The sequence below is a fragment of the Shewanella sp. 5_MG-2023 genome, assembly GCF_030547465.1.
Lineage (GTDB): Bacteria > Pseudomonadota > Gammaproteobacteria > Enterobacterales > Shewanellaceae > Shewanella.
Map to the genome: position 1 here is coordinate 42,112 of NZ_JAUORC010000010.1, position 23,071 is coordinate 65,182.

General features: G+C 43.5%; 18 protein-coding genes. 10 read left to right on the forward strand and 8 right to left on the reverse strand.

What is annotated here, in order from left to right; translation table 11 throughout:
• Nucleotides 1-32: 32 nt before the first annotated feature.
• Nucleotides 33-458, reverse strand: coding sequence for a hypothetical protein (locus Q4557_RS07475; RefSeq protein WP_102439573.1), 426 nt, complete (start codon nucleotides 456-458; stop codon nucleotides 33-35).
• A gap of 411 nt (nucleotides 459-869) precedes the next feature.
• Nucleotides 870-1,871 carry an NAD(P)H-quinone oxidoreductase gene (locus Q4557_RS07480; protein WP_102439574.1) on the reverse strand — a complete coding sequence of 334 codons (1,002 nt, stop codon included), beginning with the start codon at nucleotides 1,869-1,871 and terminating at the stop codon, nucleotides 870-872.
• Between the two features lie 215 nt (nucleotides 1,872-2,086).
• Between Q4557_RS07480 and Q4557_RS07485 the strand changes: the two genes are divergently transcribed.
• From Q4557_RS07485 to Q4557_RS07510, 6 genes are all read left to right on the forward strand, one after another.
• Entirely contained in the window at nucleotides 2,087-2,839 is a 753-nt protein-coding gene (locus tag Q4557_RS07485; protein ID WP_102475474.1) for an ABC transporter substrate-binding protein, read from the forward strand.
• A 360-nt stretch (nucleotides 2,840-3,199) separates the two neighbouring features.
• Nucleotides 3,200-3,745 (forward strand): DUF6702 family protein, encoded by a 546-nt coding sequence (locus Q4557_RS07490; RefSeq protein WP_102520467.1) that lies wholly within the window; start codon nucleotides 3,200-3,202, stop codon nucleotides 3,743-3,745.
• A gap of 334 nt (nucleotides 3,746-4,079) precedes the next feature.
• A complete protein-coding gene (locus Q4557_RS07495) occupies nucleotides 4,080-4,811 on the forward strand; it encodes a DUF1538 domain-containing protein (RefSeq protein ID WP_076538618.1) in 732 nt (243 codons plus the stop codon).
• Nucleotides 4,812-4,880: 69 nt separating this feature from the next.
• The gene (locus Q4557_RS07500; RefSeq protein WP_102439577.1) at nucleotides 4,881-5,654 is read left to right on the forward strand and encodes a DUF1538 domain-containing protein; all 774 of its coding nucleotides are present in this window, start codon (nucleotides 4,881-4,883) and stop codon (nucleotides 5,652-5,654) included.
• A gap of 3 nt (nucleotides 5,655-5,657) precedes the next feature.
• Nucleotides 5,658-6,008 carry a P-II family nitrogen regulator gene (locus tag Q4557_RS07505; protein WP_076538613.1) on the forward strand — a complete coding sequence of 117 codons (351 nt, stop codon included), beginning with the start codon at nucleotides 5,658-5,660 and terminating at the stop codon, nucleotides 6,006-6,008.
• Entirely contained in the window at nucleotides 6,005-6,412 is a 408-nt protein-coding gene (locus Q4557_RS07510; protein WP_102439578.1) for a CBS domain-containing protein, read from the forward strand. The genes Q4557_RS07505 and Q4557_RS07510 overlap by 4 nt, the downstream gene beginning before the upstream one ends.
• A 131-nt stretch (nucleotides 6,413-6,543) precedes the next feature.
• Here the strand turns inward: Q4557_RS07510 and Q4557_RS07515 are convergent, their stop codons facing one another.
• Nucleotides 6,544-7,266 carry a single-stranded DNA-binding protein gene (locus Q4557_RS07515; protein ID WP_102439974.1) on the reverse strand — a complete coding sequence of 241 codons (723 nt, stop codon included), beginning with the start codon at nucleotides 7,264-7,266 and terminating at the stop codon, nucleotides 6,544-6,546.
• A 65-nt stretch (nucleotides 7,267-7,331) separates the two neighbouring features.
• Nucleotides 7,332-8,699, reverse strand: a complete 1,368-nt coding sequence (locus Q4557_RS07520; protein ID WP_102439975.1) for an MFS transporter — start codon at nucleotides 8,697-8,699, stop codon at nucleotides 7,332-7,334.
• 340 nt (nucleotides 8,700-9,039) lie between these two features.
• On the opposite strand from Q4557_RS07520, the gene uvrA reads away from it, so the two are divergent.
• The 3 genes from uvrA (at nucleotide 9,040) to Q4557_RS07535 (ending at nucleotide 15,244) form a co-directional block, all read left to right on the forward strand.
• A complete protein-coding gene (gene uvrA, locus Q4557_RS07525; protein ID WP_303411846.1) occupies nucleotides 9,040-11,958 on the forward strand; it encodes an excinuclease ABC subunit UvrA in 2,919 nt (972 codons plus the stop codon).
• A gap of 89 nt (nucleotides 11,959-12,047) precedes the next feature.
• Complete coding sequence (locus tag Q4557_RS07530) at nucleotides 12,048-13,088, forward strand: M20/M25/M40 family metallo-hydrolase (RefSeq protein WP_102475471.1); 1,041 nt, start codon at nucleotides 12,048-12,050, stop codon at nucleotides 13,086-13,088.
• A gap of 326 nt (nucleotides 13,089-13,414) precedes the next feature.
• On the forward strand, nucleotides 13,415-15,244 hold the full coding sequence (locus Q4557_RS07535) for a DEAD/DEAH box helicase (RefSeq protein ID WP_102439978.1): 1,830 nt from the start codon (nucleotides 13,415-13,417) through the stop codon (nucleotides 15,242-15,244).
• Between the two features lie 132 nt (nucleotides 15,245-15,376).
• On the opposite strand, the gene Q4557_RS07540 is transcribed toward Q4557_RS07535, so the two are convergent.
• Entirely contained in the window at nucleotides 15,377-16,312 is a 936-nt protein-coding gene (locus Q4557_RS07540; RefSeq protein WP_102475503.1) for a DMT family transporter, read from the reverse strand.
• A gap of 269 nt (nucleotides 16,313-16,581) precedes the next feature.
• On the opposite strand from Q4557_RS07540, the gene Q4557_RS07545 reads away from it, so the two are divergent.
• Nucleotides 16,582-17,685 (forward strand): phosphoribosylaminoimidazolesuccinocarboxamide synthase, encoded by a 1,104-nt coding sequence (locus Q4557_RS07545; protein ID WP_102439979.1) that lies wholly within the window; start codon nucleotides 16,582-16,584, stop codon nucleotides 17,683-17,685.
• A 90-nt stretch (nucleotides 17,686-17,775) separates the two neighbouring features.
• On the opposite strand, the gene Q4557_RS07550 is transcribed toward Q4557_RS07545, so the two are convergent.
• The 3 genes from Q4557_RS07550 to Q4557_RS07560 form a co-directional block, all read right to left on the reverse strand.
• Nucleotides 17,776-18,909, reverse strand: a complete 1,134-nt coding sequence (locus Q4557_RS07550; protein WP_303411936.1) for a DUF1624 domain-containing protein — start codon at nucleotides 18,907-18,909, stop codon at nucleotides 17,776-17,778.
• Between the two features lie 228 nt (nucleotides 18,910-19,137).
• The gene (locus Q4557_RS07555) at nucleotides 19,138-21,294 is read right to left on the reverse strand and encodes an ExeM/NucH family extracellular endonuclease (RefSeq protein WP_102531481.1); all 2,157 of its coding nucleotides are present in this window, start codon (nucleotides 21,292-21,294) and stop codon (nucleotides 19,138-19,140) included.
• 226 nt (nucleotides 21,295-21,520) lie between these two features.
• Nucleotides 21,521-23,005 (reverse strand): S10 family peptidase, encoded by a 1,485-nt coding sequence (locus Q4557_RS07560; protein ID WP_241903575.1) that lies wholly within the window; start codon nucleotides 23,003-23,005, stop codon nucleotides 21,521-21,523.
• Between the last annotated feature and the right edge of the window lie 66 nt (nucleotides 23,006-23,071).

Consider the following 23,071-nt stretch of genomic DNA (forward strand, 5'->3'; position numbering starts at 1 on the left):
CATGCTCCATTTTTTGTCTTTAGCGCTTTATGCTAATCGTCACTGTCATCACTGATACCGAAGTCGGCATCAGCATCTTCAAATTCCATTTCACTGTCATCGACATCGATAATCTCATCCACCGCTGCAACTTTTTTGGCTTTTGAGGCTGGCGCAGAGTCTGGCACTGAAGATAATTCGATATGCGCTTCATGTTTTGCCATAAACTCAGCTCTAGCAGCAAGCCATGCTGCTTCATGCTCAGCTTTGGCGGCTGTTAACTGCTGGGGTTCCAGCTCATGCAGGTTAACCTTAACGATATCCTCTACGTACTCGCCAATCGTGTTACGACTAACATTAAATAAGTAGATTCGACCGGGAGACGCATCGGGGAGTCGGTTGTCATGGACGACAATTGAGGTGCCACGTGGAGTACGAAGCTCACCATACCAAACTTGTTTTTTTGCAGTGTTATACATATATGCTAATGCCCTTAAATCAACACATACCTAAAAAATGTGCATTTTAGCAGCACACAGTTTATTTACTAACCTCTACGCAACGCGCATGATTATTGAGGATAATTAATCAAAAACTTATGAAAAAATCAATATATTATTAATGAAGTTTTTTATATTTTTGCCATTTTTTGCCAGTGCCATATCGCCATCGTCTTATGCTGCAAATCATCTGAGTTATGATTTTCCCAAGGTGTTATGCACCCAGTGTAATTTAGCGGCGCTGCAAGCTCTAATTTAGTTCAAATATGACAGCCTTCAAGTCAGCTATGATAAAAAGACTGTTTTGAATTTGATGCCTTACTATTGCCTAATTCTTGCTTAGGTCTTGTTTGTTTACATCTTACTTGTTTAGGTTTTGCTCATTTAGGTTTAGGCTTCGCCTAGCTGCAGAATAATCTTGCCTCTATGCTGACCTGACTCCATATATTGATGCGCTTTTACGACCTCATCAAACGGGAACACTTTATCAACCCGGATCTGCACTTGTTTAGCATCCAGTAATGGCCATAGCTGTGCTAATAATCCAGCGGCGATGTCAGCCTTAGCCTCGACACTTTGCGGCCTAAGCGTTGAGCCAGTCCATTGAATGCGTTTGGCCATAATGCTAAAAATATTCACTTCTGCTTTAGCGCCGCGCTGGGTTGCCACTGATACCATGCGGCCATCAAAAGCCAATACCTTTAAATTGCGGTTGATGAAATCACCACCCGCAATATCTAGCACCACATTGACCCCTTCAGCTTGTGTTGCAGCAAGGATAGGCTCAACAAAATCATCTTTATGGTAATTAACCGCCATACTCGCCCCTTGGTCGAGACAATATTGGCATTTTTCATCGCTACCTGAGGTAACAAACACTTTAGCGCCTAGGGCTTTGGCAACTTGTATGGCGGTGGTGCCAATACCGCCAGAGGCGCCGTGGATCAGCACTGTTTCACCGGCTTTAAGCTTGGCGCGATTAACCAAGTTTCCCCAAACCGTGAAACAGGTTTCCGGTAAGGCCGCCGCTTGTACAAAGCTGTAGCCTTTGGGGAGCGGTAAGCAATGTGAGGCGTAAGTGATCACTTGCTCTGCATAGCCACCGCCAGGCACTAAGGCACAGATCTTGTCGCCGATTTGCCATTGCGTGACATCTTTAGCCATTGCAATGACTTCCCCTGCCACTTCCAAGCCTAATATCGGGCTAGCACCTTTTGGCGGCGGATATGCGCCTTCTCGCTGCTTAATGTCTGGGCCATTAACCCCTGCAGCATGTACTTTTATGATCACTTGCCCAGCTTTAAGCCTAGGTAATGCTGAATGGTTAAAGCGCATCACTTCAGCTGCGCCCGTTTCATTGTAAATCACATGCTTTATGCTGTTTACGATCATTTGGCCCGTCCATATTATTTATTGCGTCACAAAAAAATTAACTTTTCGCTAGCAAACTGTCGTTTTAGGTTACTATATTTACTGAAAGTGGCTAGATTTAATTCAACTAACTGAATTTAAGCAAGCACTAGGTTTAATAGCGGAGCATAGTGCGGTGAAAACTAGCTAAGTAAGGCTGCGCCATTAGCACTTATTCTATTGAGGCCAACACTACCGTGAAATATATTATCTCTCTACTACTACTGGTTTCTTCATCCCTTGCAGCCAAGCCTGTATTGATCGCATCGGATATTTGGTGCCCTTATATTTGCCAAGATCACACCGGTTATGTCACTGAACTGACTCGGCGCTCATTTGAAGTCATGGATCAACAGGTGCATTTTATTGCGGTACCTTTTAATCGCGCTTTAAAGGAAGTTAAAATTGGTAATATCGATGCCATTCTTGCAGTTACACCAACCCATATTGAACAATTTAATTTATATACCGACACACTGATTGTTGGCTATACCAGCACGGATTTTTATACTCGCGCAGACGCTTCATGGTCATTTCAGCAATTAGACAGTCTTGATGGTGCGCTAGTGGGGATTATCGGAGGTTATGACTACGGCGAGCAGCTCAATGATAAAATTAGCCGTTCAACCGACTTTTACGCCGCCACGGGAGAGCAACCCATGATGTTGAACATTAAGCGCCTCGTAAATGGTCGATTTGATGTGATACTGGGTAATAAAGTCGCTATTGAATATACTGCATACAAAAATGATGTAGCTAATCAAATCAAATACGCCGGTTCATATGGTGAGCCAACGCCTTTATATGTAGGCTTTAATCCTAATCAAAGCCGTATCGCAGATGTGTATGCTCAAGGTATTGCTAAATTAAAGCGCTCTGGTGAGTTTCAACAAATTTTAGATAAATACCAAATTAAAGCACCTGAAAATATGCCGCCATTAGGCCTTTAATGATTAAATTTAACCAAAGCCATTTAAACAACATACTTTATAAACCATATACTTAGACATTCACCAATAAGCATTCAGCTTATATTAGCCCGAGTCAATACCGGCCATGAGCCTCAATCATAGTCAGATAATCAATTCGCGATAACCGCGTTCAAGCTGTGCCTAACCTCCTATTTAACATTAAAAACTTTGATAATAGATTTTACTAATACTATATATTGACCTATGGTATTTAATTAGTATTTGCTGTTAATGCCAGCTTATTTTCCGCGTATCAATATTTATTAATTACCAACAGGCTCAAATCATGCAGCAGCTCAACACTGCTTTTTAAACAGCTAGCAATAAAGGAATATAATAATGTTTTGGATAATTATTGCTCTAATATGGTTTATCACCCTTGCAGGCTTGTTATTATTTAATTTTCAGGCTTCTGCTAATAGAAAAAAAGAAAGCTATACCAATGTGCTGTTTAATGCCAAAAGCGGGAATGTCGCTATTCAACACTGCTTTTATTTAGCTGATGCCCAGCAAACAGCTAAACGCATCCTTGGGGCTGATAGCGATTTAGTCAAAAACCCACAAAGCAGAAAAGCGTTTGCTGACTACGTGCAGACAAACTTTCACATTGCAGATAACAATCAGCAATTATTGCAGCTTGAATACCTAAATTGTGAAATCAAAGGTGACTACCTATGGCTTTACCAACAAACCACGCTAGCAAAAAGCGTTATCGGCAACGATCCCAAGTCGGTGGGCTTTTACATCAAAATCGCCAATCAGTTAACATTGTGTCCCAGCCAATTGAGCAATATTAATGTTGAGCACAACAAACAAGTCAAAGTAATGCATATCAGCACCGATAACAAATGGCAACACTTAGCATTAGACACAGATGTCGCCTAAGTGGATCTGCTAGGCCTTATGCAGCACGCAACACTGACATATTAATCGCTGACAAAAGAGACTATATGGTCTCTTTTTTATTGGTAGAAAAGAAACTCTTTAGCCTTAAAAAAGTTTATAACCCTTAAAAAGTCCCTCTTTAATCCTCTCCTACTAGGATCTTTTTTAGACAAATTGATCTAGCTCAAAGATATTGTAACTTGTGTTAATTTAATGTTGCCTTACAACTATAAACAGGCAAACTGGAACTAGCTAAAAGCAATAAATAAACCTTTTAGGCTAGCAAGTTAACACGCTGTTTGGCGGTTAGTATTTAGCAATCAAAGGAGAAGGAATGACAGGGTTAGTTAAGCTTTTACAATCCATGCTCGGCAGTTTTAAAGATCTTATTCCCATCATAGTCGTGGTGAGTTTCTTTGAAATATTTATCCTCCAACAAGCACCCGATAACTTATTTTCCATTCTTGTAGGCTTAGTATTTATTGTTCTTGGGCTAACCTTTTTTGTCTTTGGTTTAGAAATGGGCTTATTCCCCATTGGTGAATCATTGGCACACGCACTCGCCCGTAAAGGCAGTACCTTCTGGCTGGTGACCTTCTCCTTTTCATTAGGTTTTGGCACCACCTTAGCAGAACCCGCCTTAACCGCTGTCGCCGCTGAAGCAGCCCAAGTTGCAGCAGATGGTGGCGCCATCAAGGCCACTGAGGCTGCCATGGACAGCTATGCGATGGGACTGAGATTAACCGTAGCGGTGTCAGTAGGTTTAGCGATTTTATTAGGGGTTATTCGCATTGTAAAAGGCTGGCCAATTCATTATTTGATCATTGGCGGCTACATCATAGTGATGGTGCTCACCAGCTTTGCCCCTGAAAATATTATTGGTATCGCCTATGACTCTGGTGGCGTCACCACGTCAACCATTACTGTACCGCTGGTAACGGCTCTCGGCGTTGGCTTAGCCACTGTGATTAAAGGACGTAATCCCATGCTTGATGGCTTTGGGCTGATTGCCTTTGCCAGTTTAACCCCAGTTATTTTTGTACTGCTTTACGGGATGATCCTGTAATGACATTCCGCAACAGCCCTGTTTTAGCTGACGTTGTAATAAATCAAAGCTGCGCCTACAAGGAGTATTATGGAGTGGATTAACCAGCTATTGGCAACCTTACTGCTTACCATGCGTGATGTGGTGCCAATTGCGACAATTTTATTTGGCTTTCAACTGGGTGTACTCAAGCGTCCCATTGCCAATTGGAAAACCGTGGTCTTAGGTTTTGTGTATGTGATCTTAGGCTTAAGCTTTTTCCTGGTCGGCTTAGAGTTAGCGCTATTTCCCATTGGTGAAAACTTAGCGGATCAACTCACCTCCCCCAGTATTTTGCACCCTGATGGCTCCGCTGGACCGTTCATTTGGCAAGATTACCTGTGGGTTTATGTGTTTGCAGCTGCCATTGGCTTTAGTACCACCATTGCTGAGCCGTCATTAATTGCGGTGGCGATAAAAGCCAATGAAGTCTCTGGTGGCACCATTAGTATTCAAGGCTTGAGAATTTCTGTGGCCATTGGGGTCGCTTTTGGGATCTCACTAGGTTGTTTTCGTATTGTGGTTGGTGATCCTATTCACTACTACATCATGGCTGGCTATGTGGTAGTTGTAATTCAAACATTTTTCGCGCCGAAATCGATTATTCCTTTAGCTTATGATTCCGGCGGCGTCACCACTTCTACCGTGACTGTGCCCCTCGTGGCCGCACTCGGTTTAGGGCTTGCCTCTAATGTTGAAGGCCGCAATCCCCTTATTGATGGTTTTGGCTTAATTGCCTTTGCTAGCTTATTTCCAATCATTGCCGTCATGAGCTACGCCCAAATCGTAGCCTTTGTTGACCAACGAAAATCCGCCAAGGAGTAACCCATGCGATTTAAATTAATTGTCGCTTTTGTTGATGATATTAGTACTGAAGCGGTACTGGATGCCGCCAGAGAAGCTGGTGCCACAGGTGCCACTGTAATTAACCATGCTCGCGGTGAAGGACTAACTAAAAAGAAAACCTTCATGGGGCTAGGCTTAGATGTACAACGGGACGTCATTTTATGGCTAGTTGAAGAGCATATGAGCCGACATATTTTAGAAACGATCTGTGAGGTGGGCGGCTTTAATACTCACCCAGGTCAAGGAATAGCAATTCAAATTGATGTTGAAGATGCCGTTGGTGTTGCTCACCAAGTTGCAAAACTCACTGATGATATAAAGGATCAAATATGAAACCATCAACGCCAATAAAAAACCGTGATATTTTGATGAATGATTACGCCATGATTGATGGCCTACTTACCGTCAGTGAAGCCATTAATATTGCGATGGCAAAAAACGTCACTATTTTAGTGATTAACAAACGCCATGAGCATGATGAATACGGCATATTGTTACTCAGTGATATTGCCAGAAAAGTATTAGCCACTGATAAGTCACCAGAGCGGGTTAATGTTTATGAAATCATGATAAAGCCTGTGATGTCAGTATGCCCAGATATGGATATTCGCTATACCGCCCGCTTATTTGATCAATTCCAGATCAACAAAGCTCCTGTCATTGAACAAGGCAATATTATTGGCTTTGTCACCTATAACAATATTGTCTTAAAAGGCATGGTTAACAATGCCAGTTGATCACTCAAGATTGTGACTCGTCACCTCTAAATAGCTATCGCAGCCAATAAAAAACCCAGCAAAAATGCTGGGTTCCTCATAATAATTCGTAAAATACGTGTTTAATTTAACACTTTTACATTTACTGTGAATTAGAACGGGATATCATCATCCCAATCACCGCCTAAATCAGGTGTAGTATTTTGTGGCTGTGGCGTTGGCGCTGGGCGCTGTGCTGGAGCTGGTTGTTGAAAACCACCTTGCTGCTGCGCAGGAGCAGCTTGCTGATATCCACCTTGTGCAGGTTGGTGAGCTGGCGCTTGTTGGAAGCCACCTTGTGCTTGTTGGGCAGGCTGCTGAGCTGGCGCTTGAGGCTTAGGCGTGTAAGCAGGCTTTTGCGCTTGAGCTGGTTGTTGGAAACCACCTTGAGCTTGTTGCTGCTGACCATAACCACCTTGAGCTTGCTGAGGAGCACTTTGTTGCGGCGCGTTACCGTAACCTTGGTTCATGCCACCTTGCTGACCACCACCTTGACCGCGGCTATCAAGCATTTGCATTTCCATCGCATTGATTTCAGTTTTATAGCGATCTTGACCTGTAGTCTGATCTTGCCATTTACTGGTTTGCAATTTGCCTTCTAAATAAACTTTAGAACCTTTCTTTAGGTATTCGCCAGCAACTTCAGCTAAACGACGGTACATGACGATATTGTGCCACTCGGTGCGCTCTTGCTGCTGACCCTGTTGGTCTTTCCAAGTTTCACTTGTAGCTACAGTAAAGTTGGCTACGGCATTACCGTTTGGCATGTAACGAACTTCAGGATCTTTACCTAAATTACCAACCAAAATTACTTTATTTACACCACGACTGGCCATCGAAAATCTCCTGCGATTTTATCTATTATCTAATCTAAATTACAAAACTGAGCGATCAAAACGATCTAATTGACAGAGCCTAACACAGCTCGCGCTTCACTCAAATCGAATTGATCATCAACTTTCAAATAAGCTGCTCTCTCTTCCATGACGACAATGGCTTCTGCTACCCCAGATAGCTGTGATAGCTGGGTTGCCATGTCTTTCGCCTGATTTCTATCTTTAACTTGTGCCTCAAGGGTATAGCTTTTTAGCAGTACGGGTTTTTCCATGCCTATGGTTAATAATAACCAAATAAACATCAGTCCAAGTGCCACATAAAATACCCCTGCAGCGCCAACCAGCTGATAAGCTCCGCCACCTAGCATACCGCCACAAAATGCCCCTAAAAATTGGCTAGTGGAATAAACGCCCATAGCTGAGCCTTTATCGCCCACCGGACAAAATTTAGCAATTAAACTAGGCAATGACGCCTCAAGATAATTAAAACCAGTGAAAAATAACACCACAGCGGCACTTAATACCCAGAGGTTATCAGCATAAGATCCCATAGCTGCCAATGCCAGCATCATGATCATTAGTGATATTTGGAACATGGTTTTAGTGTTGTTACGTTTAACACCAATAATAATTAACGGCACCATTAAGAAAAACGCGCCGATAAAGGCAGGGAAATACAGCATCCAGTGTTTTTCTTTTACTAAACCTGCATCCACTAAATCTAATGGCAAGGCCACAAATACGGCGGTAAGCACTAAATGCAAAATAAAAATCCCTGCATCGAGTCTGAACAGTTGCGGGTCCATTAACATACGCTTTAATTTAGTGGGCGTAGCAACAGTATCGCCTTTGGGCGCTTGTGAGACTGGGTTAGGTACCAACACCTGCACAATGATCATGCCCACTACCGCTAAGATAGCGGTTAAAAAGAATAGCCCTTCTAAACCTGCATATTGGGCCACTATCGGCCCTGCAAGCAATGACAATGCAAACGAGAAACCAATACACATGCCAATAATAGCCATCACTTTAGTGCGTTGCTCATCGCGGGTTAAATCGGCGGCCAGCGCTAACACTGCAGCGGCAATGGCACCCATCCCTTGAATGGCTCGGCCAAGCACAACCCCATAAATATGATCTGACATTGCAGCAACCACGCTACCTATAGCAAACACCACCAGCCCAGCCAAAATAATCGGCTTACGGCCATATTTATCTGACAACATGCCCATGGGAATTTGTAACACCGCTTGGGTCAAGCCATAAGCACCGATAGCGATACCCACCCATAGAGGTGAAAAACCCTCTAAATGTTGGCCGTAAAGCGCGAATACGGGCATGATCATGAATAAGCCCATCATTCGTAAACCAAACACGCTGGCTAACGAAAACGCGACTTTCTTCTCAATGCCTGATAATCCATTGTTGGCCATTCAGTTGCCCTTAAATTGTGTATCTATAGAAAAATGCGAGTTGCGCATATTATCACAGCGTTCTAATTTAGCTCAAAAGGAATAATGAACCAACAGGCAACTGTTTGTCGTATTTGTTAATAAGGTTAAACAAACAGGTTATAATGTGTTTTATATCCCAGTCGTTTTTTTATGGTTTCAGCCGCTATTAGTCTGGCTCCCTGGGTACATTTAGTGTCACCAACACTGTATAAAACACTGTATAAGCTAGTTAATTAACGATACACTAACGGCTATTTACTAAGCTAACTCAAATTTTGCTACTTTGACAAGGTAGCTAAAACAACCTCTAGAGTGATGAATGGATACCATTGAAATTCGCGGTGCACGAACCCACAATCTTAAAAACTTTGATTTAACCATCCCCCGAGACAAACTTATTGTCATCACAGGTTTATCTGGCTCAGGTAAGTCATCGTTAGCCTTTGATACCTTATATGCCGAAGGCCAGCGCCGTTATGTTGAGTCACTATCAGCCTATGCGCGCCAGTTTTTAAGTTTGATGGAAAAGCCTGATGTGGATCATATCGAAGGCTTAAGTCCTGCAATTTCAATTGAGCAAAAATCCACATCCCATAATCCACGCTCAACCGTGGGTACCATCACTGAGATTTATGATTATCTTAGACTGCTGTTTGCCCGTGTTGGTGAGCCGCGCTGCCCAACCCACGGCCAAGCATTAACCGCGCAAACGGTCAGCCAAATGGTAGATAAAGTATTGGAACTGCCTGAAGGCAGTCGCCAAATGCTATTAGCTCCCGTGGTCAAAGCCCGTAAAGGTGAACATGTAAAATTACTCGAAAGTTTGGCTGCTCAAGGTTATGTGCGCGCCAGAATTGACGGTGAGGTTTGTGATTTATCCGATCCGCCAACCCTTGAGCTACATGTTAAACACACCATTGAAGTGGTGGTTGATCGCTTTAAAGTGCGTGATGATTTAAAGCAGCGCTTAGCAGAGTCTTTTGAAACGACGTTAGAGTTATCAGGCGGTATTGCTATTATTGCCGACATGGCCGGAGAAGCAGACGAGTTGATGTTCTCGGCTAACTTTGCCTGTCCATATTGTGGCTACTCCATGGCAGAGCTTGAGCCACGTATTTTCTCATTCAATAATCCCGCTGGCGCTTGTCAAACCTGTGATGGTTTAGGTGTGCAGCAGTACTTTGATGCAGAAAGAGTGATTGCCAATAGCGAGCTGTCATTAGCAGGCGGGGCGATTAGAGGCTGGGATAAACGTAATTTCTATTACTTTCAAATGCTCAGCTCCTTAGCTGAACATTATAAATTTGATGTCGAAACCCCCTTTGAGCAGTTAAGCGCTAAAGTACAAAAAATTATTCTATCTGGCTCAGGTAAGCAAAACATTGCCTTTAAGTACATTAACGATCGTGGTGATGTGGTTATTCGTAATCATCCATTTGAGGGGATCCTCAATAATATGGATCGCCGCTACCGCGAAACTGAAAGTAACTCGGTACGTGAAGAGCTATCAAAGTTTATTAATACCCAATCCTGTAAAAGCTGTGACGGCTCGCGTTTGCGTGAAGAAGCCCGTAACGTATTTATTGGCGAGTTAAACTTACCGCAGCTGACTCAGTGGTCCATCGGTGAAGCCATGAGCTATTTCACTGAGATTAAATTCGAAGGGCAAAAAGCGCAGATCGCTGAAAAAATTCTTAAAGAAGTTGGCGATCGTTTAGGCTTCTTGGTCAATGTCGGCCTTAACTACCTAAGCTTAGACCGCTCAGCAGATACTTTATCAGGGGGTGAAGCCCAGCGTATTCGCTTAGCCAGTCAAATTGGTGCCGGCCTTGTGGGCGTAATGTACGTGCTGGATGAACCTTCAATTGGCTTGCATCAGCGCGATAACGAACGTTTACTGCAAACGCTAATACACCTGCGTGATCTCGGTAATACCGTGATTGTGGTTGAGCATGATGAAGACGCAATTCGCATGGCTGATCATGTGATTGATATTGGCCCCGGCGCAGGCGTTCACGGCGGCGAAATCATTTGCTCTGGGCCTCTGCAGGCCATTCTCGACTGTAAAGAGTCTGTCACTGGCCAATATATTTCTGGCACCAAGCAAATCCACATTAGTGATAAACGCACCCCAATGGATCCGAAAAAAGTCATTGAGCTATGCGGCGCCACTGGTAATAACCTTAAAAATGTCGACTTAACCATTCCTATTGGTTTATTTACCTGTATTACTGGGGTATCAGGTTCGGGTAAATCAACCTTAATTAACGACACCTTTTATAAAATTGCCCACAGAATGCTAAACGGCGCTACCATTGATGAGCCAGCAGCCCATAAAAGCATTACCGGCATGGAGCAATGCGATAAGGTGGTTGATATTGATCAAAGCCCAATCGGGCGAACACCGCGTTCAAATCCTGCTACTTACACCGGCATATTTACCCCTATTCGTGAATTATTTGCTGCAACTCAAGAGTCTCGAAGCCGCGGTTACTTACCGGGTCGCTTCTCTTTTAACGTTAAAGGTGGCCGCTGTGAAGCCTGTCAGGGTGATGGCTTAATCAAGGTTGAGATGCACTTTTTACCAGATGTGTATGTGCCTTGTGATTCCTGTAAAGGTAAACGCTATAACCGCGAAACCTTAGATGTTAAATACAAGGGCAAAAATATTCACGAAGTGCTGCAAATGACCATTGAAGAAGCGCGTGTTTTCTTTGATCCAATCCCTGCGATCGCAAGAAAACTGCAAACCTTAGTGGATGTAGGCTTGGCGTATATTTGTTTAGGTCAAAGTGCGACAACACTGTCCGGTGGTGAAGCTCAACGAGTGAAGTTAGCAAAAGAGTTATCCAAACGTGATACCGGCAAAACCTTATACATTCTTGATGAGCCCACTACAGGCTTGCACTTTGCTGATATTCAGCTGCTACTAGATGTACTGCATCGCTTAAAAGCCAAAGGCAACACCATAGTGGTCATTGAGCATAATCTTGATGTGATTAAAACGGCAGATTGGCTAGTGGATCTAGGCCCTGAAGGCGGCTCCGGCGGCGGCACTATTTTGGCAAGCGGAACCCCTGAAGAGGTGGCAAAACATAAAACCTCCCATACTGCACGCTTTTTAAAGCCGCTATTGACCAGGAAGGCTGCGGCCCCAAAAGGTGTCGCTAATAAAGGTGTCACCAATAAAAGTAGCGTGAAGAAAACTCCAGCAAAGAAGGCCACTAAAGCCAAATAGCGATTACACTGTTAGTAATTGCACAGAATACACCTGCTGCGGTATGCGCACCATTGAGTTAGTTTACTCATCAAGCCAGAGGGATATAAATGGAATTTTACCAAAATACTCTGGCTTATTTATCCTCGGTATTAGCATCATTTCTGCAAAAATATCATGTTCAAAAACCACCCTGTTTCACTGTATCGATTAGATTGACGCCAGTGGCATTGTGTTTTTTGCTAAGCGGCTGCGCTTCGCAAAACTGTGGAAATGACACTTCCAGTCAATGGGCTGATAAAAATCAACTCATCGAAGATATTCGCATATTAACCAGTGATGATTTGGCTGGCCGTAAAACCAATACCATAGGTGCAGAAAAAACCCGCCAATACCTAAGTGCGCGCTTTATTGAACTGGGGTTATCACCTTGGCAAAAAGAATTTATGCTGCCATTTGTTTATCGGCAAAACTTTGCTGATAAACAGGGTATTAACCTCATTGCCACGATTAAATCAAAGCAAGCATCCCAGCGCTGGCGCATTATTACCGCCCACTATGACCATTTAGGCAGTCGTGGCAGTAAAGTCTTTGCTGGGGCTGATGATAATGCTTCAGGCATTGCTGCAATGTTAGCGATTGCAAAGCAATGGCAGCAAGATGGCGATCCGGCGGTTAACTTAATGCTAGTTGCCACCGATGCTGAAGAGCCGGGGTTATTTGGCTCATACGCGCTAGTTCAGCAACTGTTAACACTGCCAGATATGCAGCTAGAAATGTCGCTAAACTTAGACATGATTGGCCACCCTTCTAGACCCAAAGCCATTTATATTGAAGGGGAGCAAAATGTATCTCAATTTAAGCAGATAAAACACCAGCTCCAAGACTATAATAATCTATGTGTGAGACAGAGTCGTTCAAGGCTAAATGATGGCAGTATGCTCAAAATTAATTGGCTGCGAGCATCAGATCATTACCCGTTCCACAAAGCTGGTATTCCTTGGCTCTATTTAGGCGTGCCAACCCATAAGCAATATCACACTGTTGAAGACACCTTAGATACTATCGATATTAACTTTTTAGCAGCAGTCACTGAAACGGCATTCACGCTACTTAAACTGGATAAACAGCGCATCATTGTAAAGCGCTAGAAATTGAGCACTAAGGCGATTACTGCAACTGCATTTGCGAAAAGGCTTGTTTATCCGCTATAAAAAAATGGATTAAATGAATCACGGCCATAAAATAACCGTTTCTGATTTAATTACGTCAAAAGTTACTTAGTTAATCGCTCAGTAAGCGCTACAATAATCAGGCCAATTTTAGTTATTTGTTAAAATTAGATAGTCAACGAGGCCAAAGCTTGCTATAATATCGCCCCTTTGACGCGGGAAATCGACACGGGGTTGATTTTCTGTCTGTGAAACTCTAGTACGAATGCCAATAACTTCGTACGCATCCACAAGGCTACAACTCAATGTCATCCGATGAAAGAACTTTCCGCGAACTTGGTTTATCCGAGAATTTGCTTCGTGCCCTTGACGATCTAGGTTACGAAAAACCAACTCCAATTCAGTCTGCTAGTATCGATCCTTTAATGGAAGGTAAAGATATTTTAGGCCAAGCTCAAACAGGTACAGGTAAAACAGGTGCTTTCGCACTGCCTTTACTAAGTAATGTTGACCAAAAGCTGAATGCTCCTCAAATCCTAGTGCTTGCACCAACACGTGAACTTGCTGTTCAGGTTGCTGAAGCATTTGGTAGCTACGCTAAACACATGAAAGGCTTCCATGTACTACCTATTTATGGTGGTCAAAGCATGCATCAACAATTAAGTGCGCTACGTCGTGGCCCACAAGTTGTTGTTGGTACGCCAGGTCGTGTAATGGACCACATGCGTCGTGGCACTCTTAAACTTGATGCACTACAAGCACTTGTTCTTGATGAAGCTGATGAAATGCTAAAAATGGGCTTCATCGATGATATCGAATGGGTTCTTGAGCACAAACCAAAAGACAGTCAACTTGCCCTTTTCTCTGCGACTATGCCAGAGCAAATCAAGCGCGTTGCGAACAAGCACTTAAACAACCCTGTTCACATTAGTATTGCTGCTAGCCATACTACTGTTGAGTCAATTGATCAGCGTTATGTTCAAGTATCACAACACAACAAACTTGAAGCGTTAGTACGTGTTTTAGAAGTTGAAAATACTGAAGGTATTATCATCTTCGTACGTACCCGTAACAGCTGTGTTGAACTTGCTGAAAAACTTGAAGCGCGTGGCTATGCATCTTCACCATTACACGGTGATATGAACCAACAAGCTCGTGAACGTGCTGTTGACCAACTTAAACGCGGCAAGTTAGACATCCTAATTGCTACTGACGTTGCGGCCCGTGGTCTTGACGTTGAACGTATTGGTCACGTAGTTAACTACGATATCCCATATGATTCAGAAGCTTATGTACACCGTATTGGCCGTACAGGTCGTGCTGGTCGTACTGGTATGGCAATTCTTTTCGTTACCAACCGTGAAATGCGTATGCTTCGCACTATCGAACGTGCAACGAACAGCCGTATCTCGCCAATGAAAGTACCTAGCCCTGAAACTGTTGCTGAGCGTCGTTTATCACGCTTAGGTGAGCAAATCCAAGAAACCGTTAACGGTGACTTAGATTTCATGAAAAATGCAGTGGCTCAGTTATGTCAGCAGCTTGAAATTGACACTGACTTACTCGCAGCAGCATTACTTCAACAAGTACAGGCTGAGCGTCCATTACAACTTCCTGCGATTCAAGAGCGTCAACGTGATTCACGTGACCGTGATGATCGTGGTCCTCGCGACGCTGGTCGTGAGCGTCCTCGTCGTGATTCACGCGGCAGCCGTCCATTGCCAACAAGCTTTGGTAGCGCTGAAGGCCTGAAAGATAAGCCTGATGTTAAAATGTGCCGTTACGTAATCGATGTAGGTCGTGATAACGGTGTTGGTGTAGGTAATATCGTTGGCGCCATCGCTAACGAAGCAAACATTGACAGCCAGTTCATTGGTCAAATTCAATTATTTGATCAAGTTACTTCAATTGACTTGCCAGACGGCATGCCAAAAGATGTACTAGGCCACTTAAGAAAAGTACGTGTTTGTGGTAAAGCATTAAACATTCGTGAAGCGAGTGATGCCTCTTTCCCAGCTGAAGCACCACGTCGTCCACGTAGTGACCGTCCTCGTAGCGACCGCCCTCGTGGTGATCGTCCACGTAGTGACCGCCCTCGTAGCGACCGTCCACGTAAGCCACGTGACAGCGAGTAAATACTTGCAGTCCAACTAACGTTGGTTTAACGCATAAAAATGGAGCCTTGTGGCTCCATTTTATATGGCTGAAATAAAACTCATCCTACAAGCACTAATAACGCTAAAGTTATTGCGATAAACGCTTTGGTCTTAAACGCTTTCGCCTTCGACATGGGCTTGCCGCTTTTGCTTGTTGCCCACATACAAGGGCCATAGTTGCATGGTAAACACAGCGCCAACAATCAATACAATCCCCAGCAGCGACCACAGATCAATCACATCAACCTTAAACACCTCAGGCCACCAGCCTAAATACACCACTAAAGCGTTAACGCTAAAACTGAGCACTGGCGTCAGCGCGAGCATGGCACTCACTTGCGCCGTGGGCCAGTACTTCATCGCCTGACCAAAACAGCCATAAGCAATTAAGGTATTGATGGCACAAAAACCGACGATCAACCAATGGCTGCTATCCATAAGCCCAAAGTGACTAAACTCGCTAAAAGGCGCCATCACAAGGATCCCTAAGCCATAGATACATAGCAACACATTATTGGGTGTTAGCTTAGTAAACAATGACTTTTGCAGTAAGGCATAACTCGTCCACGACAACACTGAAAACTGCACAATCAGCACCCCAAATAGAATTTGACTGCTATTTTCTGCCGACACATCAAGGCTTGGGTGAAAGAACAGCAACACCCCTAATGCCAGAGCTGCAAAACAGCTTAGCTGCACCGCCGTGAGCCGCTCTTTAAAAAACAGTGCGCCACCAAAGGCTAAAAAGAACGGTGCAGTTTGAAAGTTAAGTTGCGCAGTACCTGGTGATAAGTAATCCAGTGAATACACAAAAGAGGTGTAATTGAGCATCAGTAAAATACCTGCAGCAGCAAGCTTTAGCCAATCACCCCCCTGCAGTTGACTAAATTGCTTCAAATTACCAAAGCGCCATAGCAGAATAAAGGTCACCACAAAGGCCACTAAAAACCTAAACCAAGTTAACGTAACCGGATCAATAAACCCTCCGGATAACTTAAGCGCTATGGGTAATATCCCCCAAAACACAACGGCAACGCTGACAAACATAAGACCTAAACGGGTATGGCTCACAAGATATTCGCTCTTTAATGGTAAAGCTGCAGAAAATTCATTCTAAAGAGCTATGCCAATAAAGCCAATGGCGAATAGCGAGTTTAATTTGCCTCAGTATTCGCTATACAGGATTAAGAGTTTAGCCGCCTGATAAGCATGGAAATCTGCCTTAATACAGGTAAAATAGCCGCCATAAAAATACCTAACTATCCTTATCAATAAAGGATATCTCCCTACACTCAATTTCTTAAGGAATACTGGCCATGAGTCTTGCTGATTCAGTTCTCGCTATCAATAACGATTTGCCGATCCGAACCGATAAGCCAGTACACAGCGGTAAAGTTCGCAGTGTATATTGGTTAACTGAGGCTGATAGCCGCCGCTTAATTGCCGATAAAGGCTATAACGTGCCAGCTGATACCCCATTAGCGATAATGGTGATCAGCGATCGCATTTCAGCATTTGATTGTATTTTTCATGGTGAAGGTAATTTACAGGGCATTCCAGGTAAAGGGGCGGCACTTAACGCTATCTCTAATCATTGGTTTAAGTTGTTTGCTGAAAATGGTTTAGCCGATAGCCATATTCTTGATATCCCACACCCATTTGTATGGATTGTGCAAAAAGCGCGTCCAATTAAAGTTGAAGCGATTTGTCGTCAATACATTACCGGTTCAATGTGGCGCGCTTATGCCAAAGGCGAACGCGAATTTTGCGGTATCACACTGCCTGAAGGGTTAACCAAAGATCAAAAACTACCAGAGTTATTGATAACCCCTTCAACCAAAGGCATTTTAACCGGTATTCCAGGTGTGCCTGAGCAAGATGATGTCAACATTAGCCGCGCCGATATTGAAGCCAACTACCAAGCCTTTGGCTTTGAAAAACCAGCCGATATCGACTTATATGAAGTATTATTAAAGCAAGGCTTTAAGGTCATCTCAGATGCGCTAGCCACCCACGACCAAATGTTTGTCGATACTAAATTTGAATTTGGCTACGTCAATGACAAAGACGGTAACTCCAAACTGATTTACATGGATGAAGTGGGCACACCAGACTCGTCACGTATTTGGGATGGCGCAGCGTATCGTGATAGCAAGATTGTTGAAAACTCCAAAGAAGGCTTTCGTCAATTTCTGCTCAATCATTTTGACGATGCCGATATTCTGCTTAACAAAGATAGAATGCCTGAGCGTGAAGCCCTCGCCCGTGATAACGACTTACCATTAGATGCGATGATGAATGTCTCTCGCACATACACTGGCGTGGCAGAAAAGGTAACCGGCACTAGCATCTCGCTACCTGACAACCCAAAAGCGGATATTATTAACGTTTTAGCCGAGCAATATGACTTAATCGACTAATCCTAAATCCACACATAAAACGAAAAAGGCGCTTAATGCGCCTTTTTACTATCTACTGATTAACCACAACATTTTGGTTAACGCCATTGTCTAGAAATACTTAATCCAGCCCTGTTTACTTTGATGCTTGTACTGACTAAACCACTTAGTTGGAAAGTACAACAGCAGCGCCAATATCACCGTCACCGCCCACACCCAGCTTATATCGGTAAAGCCATATAAATCGCCATAGTTAGGCCCAATGACATTAACGGCAAAGCGGTACATAAACATTAATAAATATAAGTGCACAATATAGAAAAACATTGGCGCTGATCCAAAGGTTGATAACACTTTACCATAGCGCGGGTTCAGCTTTTCAAGCGTCCGTAAACACAATAATGTGCCGCCAAGAGTCACCAGTAAAAAGTCCAATGAAGGTGGATATTTGGTTAAGTTAAATACCGACTTTAATGTCATTACTAGGGTTTCACCTTGCTGCCAATCAAGTGTTTCGCCGTAAATATTAAAACCGCGTAAGACTGCAAAAATCGCAAAGCAGCTTAAGCCAAGCCCAATGAGCAGGTTATGACGTTTGTTATCATCAAAGCTTGCACTGTAAATCGGTGCTATCACATAGCCTAACAAAATCACCCCAATCCAAGGTAGTACCGGATAACTGGCTCTAATGCCGATAAAGTCATTGGTTAAGATATTGCCGCGGTCATGCAATATGGCCCATAACGTATAACCCCACTCCCCTGGCGAGAAGCTAATGGGCGTAAGCATGTTATGACCAAATACGATCACTAAGCCAATAAGCCCAAGCCAAAATCTTGGTAAGCCGATTAATAACGCTAGCGCCAACATACTGATGCCAATTGCCCACATGACTTGCAGCCAAATCATCTCGTAATTGCCCATCCACTGAAACGTAATCACTGTGCACTCTAATGCGATAATAAACAGGCCACGCTTGATTAAAAATGACCTTGCGGAGCGCTGTGGGCCAAATTGCGGATGGCTATATAACCACGCTGATACTCCGGTTAAAAACACAAAAGTAGGCGCACAAAAATGCGCAGCAAATCGGCTTATAAATAATCCCGTACTGGTGCTATCCAGTGTCATCGGATCGGTGACTTGCTCATGAAAGAAAAACCGCTCTCTAACATGATCCAGCAGCATGATAAGCATTACAATGCCGCGCATAATATCGATACTATCAATTCGCTTTTTTAACATTGGAGCGGTTACGGTATTCAACTTTTCGACTCTCTTTAACACTCAAAAAACACAGCCATTAAATGGTGCAATTACTAGCACAACACTATAACAGGCGTTTTTTTTATCACGGTAATTTAAAGTAAATTGCCTGTAAAGCAAGCACAAAGCGCAATAAAATACGCTCAAAAAATTTACAAACCACCACCGATTTTAAATGATAATAATTTCTATTAAATAATACATCGATTAGGCTTTAGGGCGAAAACCTAAAGCAGACAAGAGCAATAAGCCTAAGTAACCTAAGCTACCGCCATCATCTTTGGCTGTCATTATAGCATCTGCATCTTTAGTATCCTGTACTTCGGGATATGCCAGGGCGATGATCACCGGATCGTGATCTGATGATGAATAGCCATTGTCAGACTTAACTAAATCGCCGGTGTATTTGCTACTGTATTCAAACAAGCTCGATTCAACCGCATTGATATGCCAGTCTTCAATCGCCACTAGCCGAGCCGCTAAGCTTGTATTACCTAAAGCATGGTCTAAATTACCTAACTCACCACCATAACTGTACGAGTATGTAGCAGGCCCATGTGCTTGGGTGTTTAAGTTGATTAGCCCATAGCCCTTATCAATCACACGTCCTTGTGCATCATGCTCTGCGCCATTTAAGCTGGTGTGTGAGGCGGTTTTTATCACATGTTCAGTTAGGCTGGCATCATAGTCAGTGAGTACTGCTAACGGATCTTCTTTGCCATAGGCATTTAAATCGCCAATCACCAGCACATCACCGTCTAAGCCGGTTACCGACTCACCGATCACTTTAGCAGCAGAAACGCGAAAGGCATTACACTTGCCCTGTAAATCTACAGGCTCTGAATCTTCATTAAAGCTTAACCAATCTTCTAAACAGCCTGAGCCTTTAGATTTAAAATGATTAACCACAATCGTCAGCTTGTTACCATTAATGCTAAAGCTTTGCATTAGGCTGTGGCGCTGATATTTATGGTAGGCGGGATTTGTTTCTGTTACGCCCTCATTGATACGGGTTAGCGCTCCTTCTGCCACGTGTTGCTCAGGGGTCGCGATTATTTGAGCTGCGTCAGCTAAAGCAACAACGGCGGGTCGATATAATATGCCAACTGCGATAGCATCAGTGCCGATGAAACCGTCATTGTCAGTGACTTTAACAAATTGATAAGCCTGCTCAGGTGCCAGCTTGGCATTAAGGGCATCAACTAGATTTTGAATGGCACTTAACTTACCAAAGCCATTATTTTCAACTTCCATTAAGCCAATAATATCGGCATTCATCGCCGCCATCGCATTCACGATTTTTGTGCGCTGCAGCAGCATTTCAGACTCAAGCTTTGCCCCGCGATTGTGGCCTAATGGGTTTTTATCACCGCCAAACTCACTATTAAAGAAGTTCAGTACATTAAAACTTGCTACCCGTAAGTCACCTTGGGCCGCAATGGCTGGCGCTACGGTGCGATCATGATGGCGAATAAAATCACTGGCACTAATGTCATTGGTTGGCATAAAGCGATATTGCTCATAACTATAGCCAATCACACCTTCAATATTGGTCAACTGATCGCCAACCCGAATATAGCCGTTATCGGCATTAAAGCTTGGGAAATACGGCACCTCGCCATGTTCAGCTTTATAGTCTGACTCAACCACCAGCTGGTTGGCGATATTGGCGCGATTCAATGCTATCGCCTCTGCTGATAATGGTGCATAAACCTGCGTGGCTTTCATCAGTGGCGCTTTATGTGATAACACCATGTTGTTGCGATATGAGTCATAATCTAGGCTAAATGAACGGGTAACTTTCATGTCACTTGCAGTGTCTAATAGCACTTTCATGCCTTCAACACGCTCCAGCGCTTCGGCAAGTGATTGACCATCAGCAATATGTAACGGGGTCGCTGGCAACTCACCAACATAGTTACCTAAGTGAAATTGTTGCTGCTGTGCAATATTGATTTGGGTAAAGCCTGCATATTCTTGTACTTTACCAGTGACGCAAATCTGCATCCCCGGGACAATTTCTGCTGGCGCAGTGTCTCCCCAATGGACAAAAATACCATCAGATGTCAAAGGCGAGCCGTCACCTTGGGGATCTTGAATAAAAAAACCTTTATATAATCTTTCTGCCCGCGCAGTAACCACACCTTTAGTGGTCACTTCATGAATGGATTCATCCGCGCCTGCAGCGATAAATGGACTCATCTCACCAGCGCCTTGGATCTCATAGATAGGAACAGTGGTTTTGCCTTCACATGAAAACTCATTCGCTGTCACGTCTTGTGTCGTTACGGCTTTGGCCTGTGCCTGCATACTCATAACCAATGTGATGGCTAACGATATTGCAGATAACTTGCTTACTCTCATTTAACACTCCAACTTATTATTCTTATGCTTATTGAAGCCATATTACAACGGACTATTTAATCGCTAATTGGTTAAATTACAATCTTAAAATGGCATTGTGCACACAGCTATTTATTCGCATTCATTTCGCTGAGTTTAATATCGAAAAAGGAGCCGAAGCTCCTCTTTAATCAATAGCTCAGCCACCTAAAATGAGTGCGACTTTACTATTTTTAAACATTAGCAGTTAATATTTTGCTGCCGCATCTTCTTTTGGCAAACTGTTCTCAATAAACTCACGTAAGTCTTGATTTGATTGCTTTAAATCTTCGGCACGTAAATACATCATATGACCGCTGCGGTAGCCTTTAAAGCTAAGGCGTTGTTTCATTTTGCTGCTCGGATCTAATTGCCACATGCTATATTTGGCATCGAAGTAGTTCGTCGCGCCGTCATAGTAACCCGCTTGAAATAACACATTTAAATATGGGTTTTGCGCCATCGCCTGACGTAGGTTTTCACCGGTTTTATTTTCGGTGCGATCCCACGGGTGTACATCACCCAGCATGTAATATTTTACATCGGTTTTGTAATTTAGCTCTTCACGCATGTAAGCATTAATTGCAGGGGTAAAGGAGTGTAACCAAGACATAAGTTCAGCGTTAAAGTCTGGGCTATCACCGACATCTTGTTTATCTATGCCAATATAACGTGAGTCTAAACGGCCAATGGTTTGCCCACGCTCACGCAGTAACTCTTTCCAAAAGTATCGAGTTGACACATCAAGGTTTGATTTCAAAATAACATCAACACTGAGGCCTGAATACAGCGCCACTTTCTCTGCAATTTTTTGTTTATGATCTGGAGCGATAAAGCCGCCCATAGCTAGTGCAGGGATATATTCATTAATGGTAAAGGCTTCAACTTCAGGCAAAAAATCAGCAAGGTCGGCTTGTTGAAGTTCAGCAGTTAAGGCTTTGTGATACCAAGCCGCTGCTGCGAAATACGGTAAGCGGTTAGCTGATTTAACCGGGCCTTTGCGCTCAATACCCATGTCAGTCGGTGAGACTAAAATAACCCCATTCACATACATCCATTGGCGATTTTGTAACTCAAGTGCCAACCCAGCAACTCGGGTGGTGCCATAGCTTTCACCAATCAGATATTTAGGTGAGCGCCAGCGTTCAGTACGACTGACAAAGGTATTGACCCATTCAGCTAAATATTTGATGTCAGCGTTAACCCCAAAGAACATCTCTTGTTGCTCATCTTTGCTTGGCATTTCACCGTCTTTATTAGCTAATACCCTTGAATAGCCGGTATTGACCGGGTTTACATAAACAATGTCGGCAATATCTAAAATCGAGTATGGATTGGTTTTCACCCCATAAGGTTGTAGCGGGTAACCTTCATCATCAACATTAATTGCACGCGGGCCGGTATAACCAATATCCATCCACACAGAAGCTGAGCCTGGGCCACCGTTGAAAGAGATTAACAGCGGTCGTTTGGCGGTATCTTTTACATTATCTCTCTGATAATAGGTATAACTTAAAGTGGCAACCGCCTCGCCTTTTTTATTCCATACAGGCTGAGTGCCAACCGTTGCGGTATAGGAGAAGCTATTGCCGTTCACCTTGGTTTTATGGCTGGTGACAACACTACTGTCGACAGGAATGTGACGACTATAATCCTGCTTTTTAGCTGTAGCTTGCTCTTCAGCAAGCGTCATTGTAGATACAGAACATAACAATAAACTTGCTATGATGGCTGTAATCATCTGTGTTTTCATACCTTC

Excerpts from the sequence above, each read along its gene's own strand:
- Q4557_RS07475 (WP_102439573.1), bottom strand. The coding sequence starts at position 458 with ATGTATAACACTGCAAAAAAACAAGTTTGGTATGGTGAGCTTCGTACT.
- Q4557_RS07480 (WP_102439574.1), bottom strand. The coding sequence starts at position 1,871 with ATGATCGTAAACAGCATAAAGCATGTGATTTACAATGAAACGGGCGCA.
- Q4557_RS07490 (WP_102520467.1), top strand. The coding sequence starts at position 3,200 with ATGTTTTGGATAATTATTGCTCTAATATGGTTTATCACCCTTGCAGGC.
- Q4557_RS07495 (WP_076538618.1), top strand. The coding sequence starts at position 4,080 with ATGACAGGGTTAGTTAAGCTTTTACAATCCATGCTCGGCAGTTTTAAA.
- Q4557_RS07500 (WP_102439577.1), top strand. The coding sequence starts at position 4,881 with ATGGAGTGGATTAACCAGCTATTGGCAACCTTACTGCTTACCATGCGT.
- Q4557_RS07505 (WP_076538613.1), top strand. The coding sequence starts at position 5,658 with ATGCGATTTAAATTAATTGTCGCTTTTGTTGATGATATTAGTACTGAA.
- Q4557_RS07510 (WP_102439578.1), top strand. The coding sequence starts at position 6,005 with ATGAAACCATCAACGCCAATAAAAAACCGTGATATTTTGATGAATGAT.
- Q4557_RS07515 (WP_102439974.1), bottom strand. The coding sequence starts at position 7,266 with ATGGCCAGTCGTGGTGTAAATAAAGTAATTTTGGTTGGTAATTTAGGT.
- Q4557_RS07520 (WP_102439975.1), bottom strand. The coding sequence starts at position 8,699 with ATGGCCAACAATGGATTATCAGGCATTGAGAAGAAAGTCGCGTTTTCG.
- uvrA (WP_303411846.1), top strand. The coding sequence starts at position 9,040 with ATGGATACCATTGAAATTCGCGGTGCACGAACCCACAATCTTAAAAAC.
- Q4557_RS07530 (WP_102475471.1), top strand. The coding sequence starts at position 12,048 with ATGGAATTTTACCAAAATACTCTGGCTTATTTATCCTCGGTATTAGCA.
- Q4557_RS07535 (WP_102439978.1), top strand. The coding sequence starts at position 13,415 with ATGTCATCCGATGAAAGAACTTTCCGCGAACTTGGTTTATCCGAGAAT.
- Q4557_RS07540 (WP_102475503.1), bottom strand. The coding sequence starts at position 16,312 with ATGTTTGTCAGCGTTGCCGTTGTGTTTTGGGGGATATTACCCATAGCG.
- Q4557_RS07545 (WP_102439979.1), top strand. The coding sequence starts at position 16,582 with ATGAGTCTTGCTGATTCAGTTCTCGCTATCAATAACGATTTGCCGATC.
- Q4557_RS07550 (WP_303411936.1), bottom strand. The coding sequence starts at position 18,909 with ATGTTAAAAAAGCGAATTGATAGTATCGATATTATGCGCGGCATTGTA.
- Q4557_RS07555 (WP_102531481.1), bottom strand. The coding sequence starts at position 21,294 with ATGAGAGTAAGCAAGTTATCTGCAATATCGTTAGCCATCACATTGGTT.
- Q4557_RS07560 (WP_241903575.1), bottom strand. The coding sequence starts at position 23,005 with ATGACGCTTGCTGAAGAGCAAGCTACAGCTAAAAAGCAGGATTATAGT.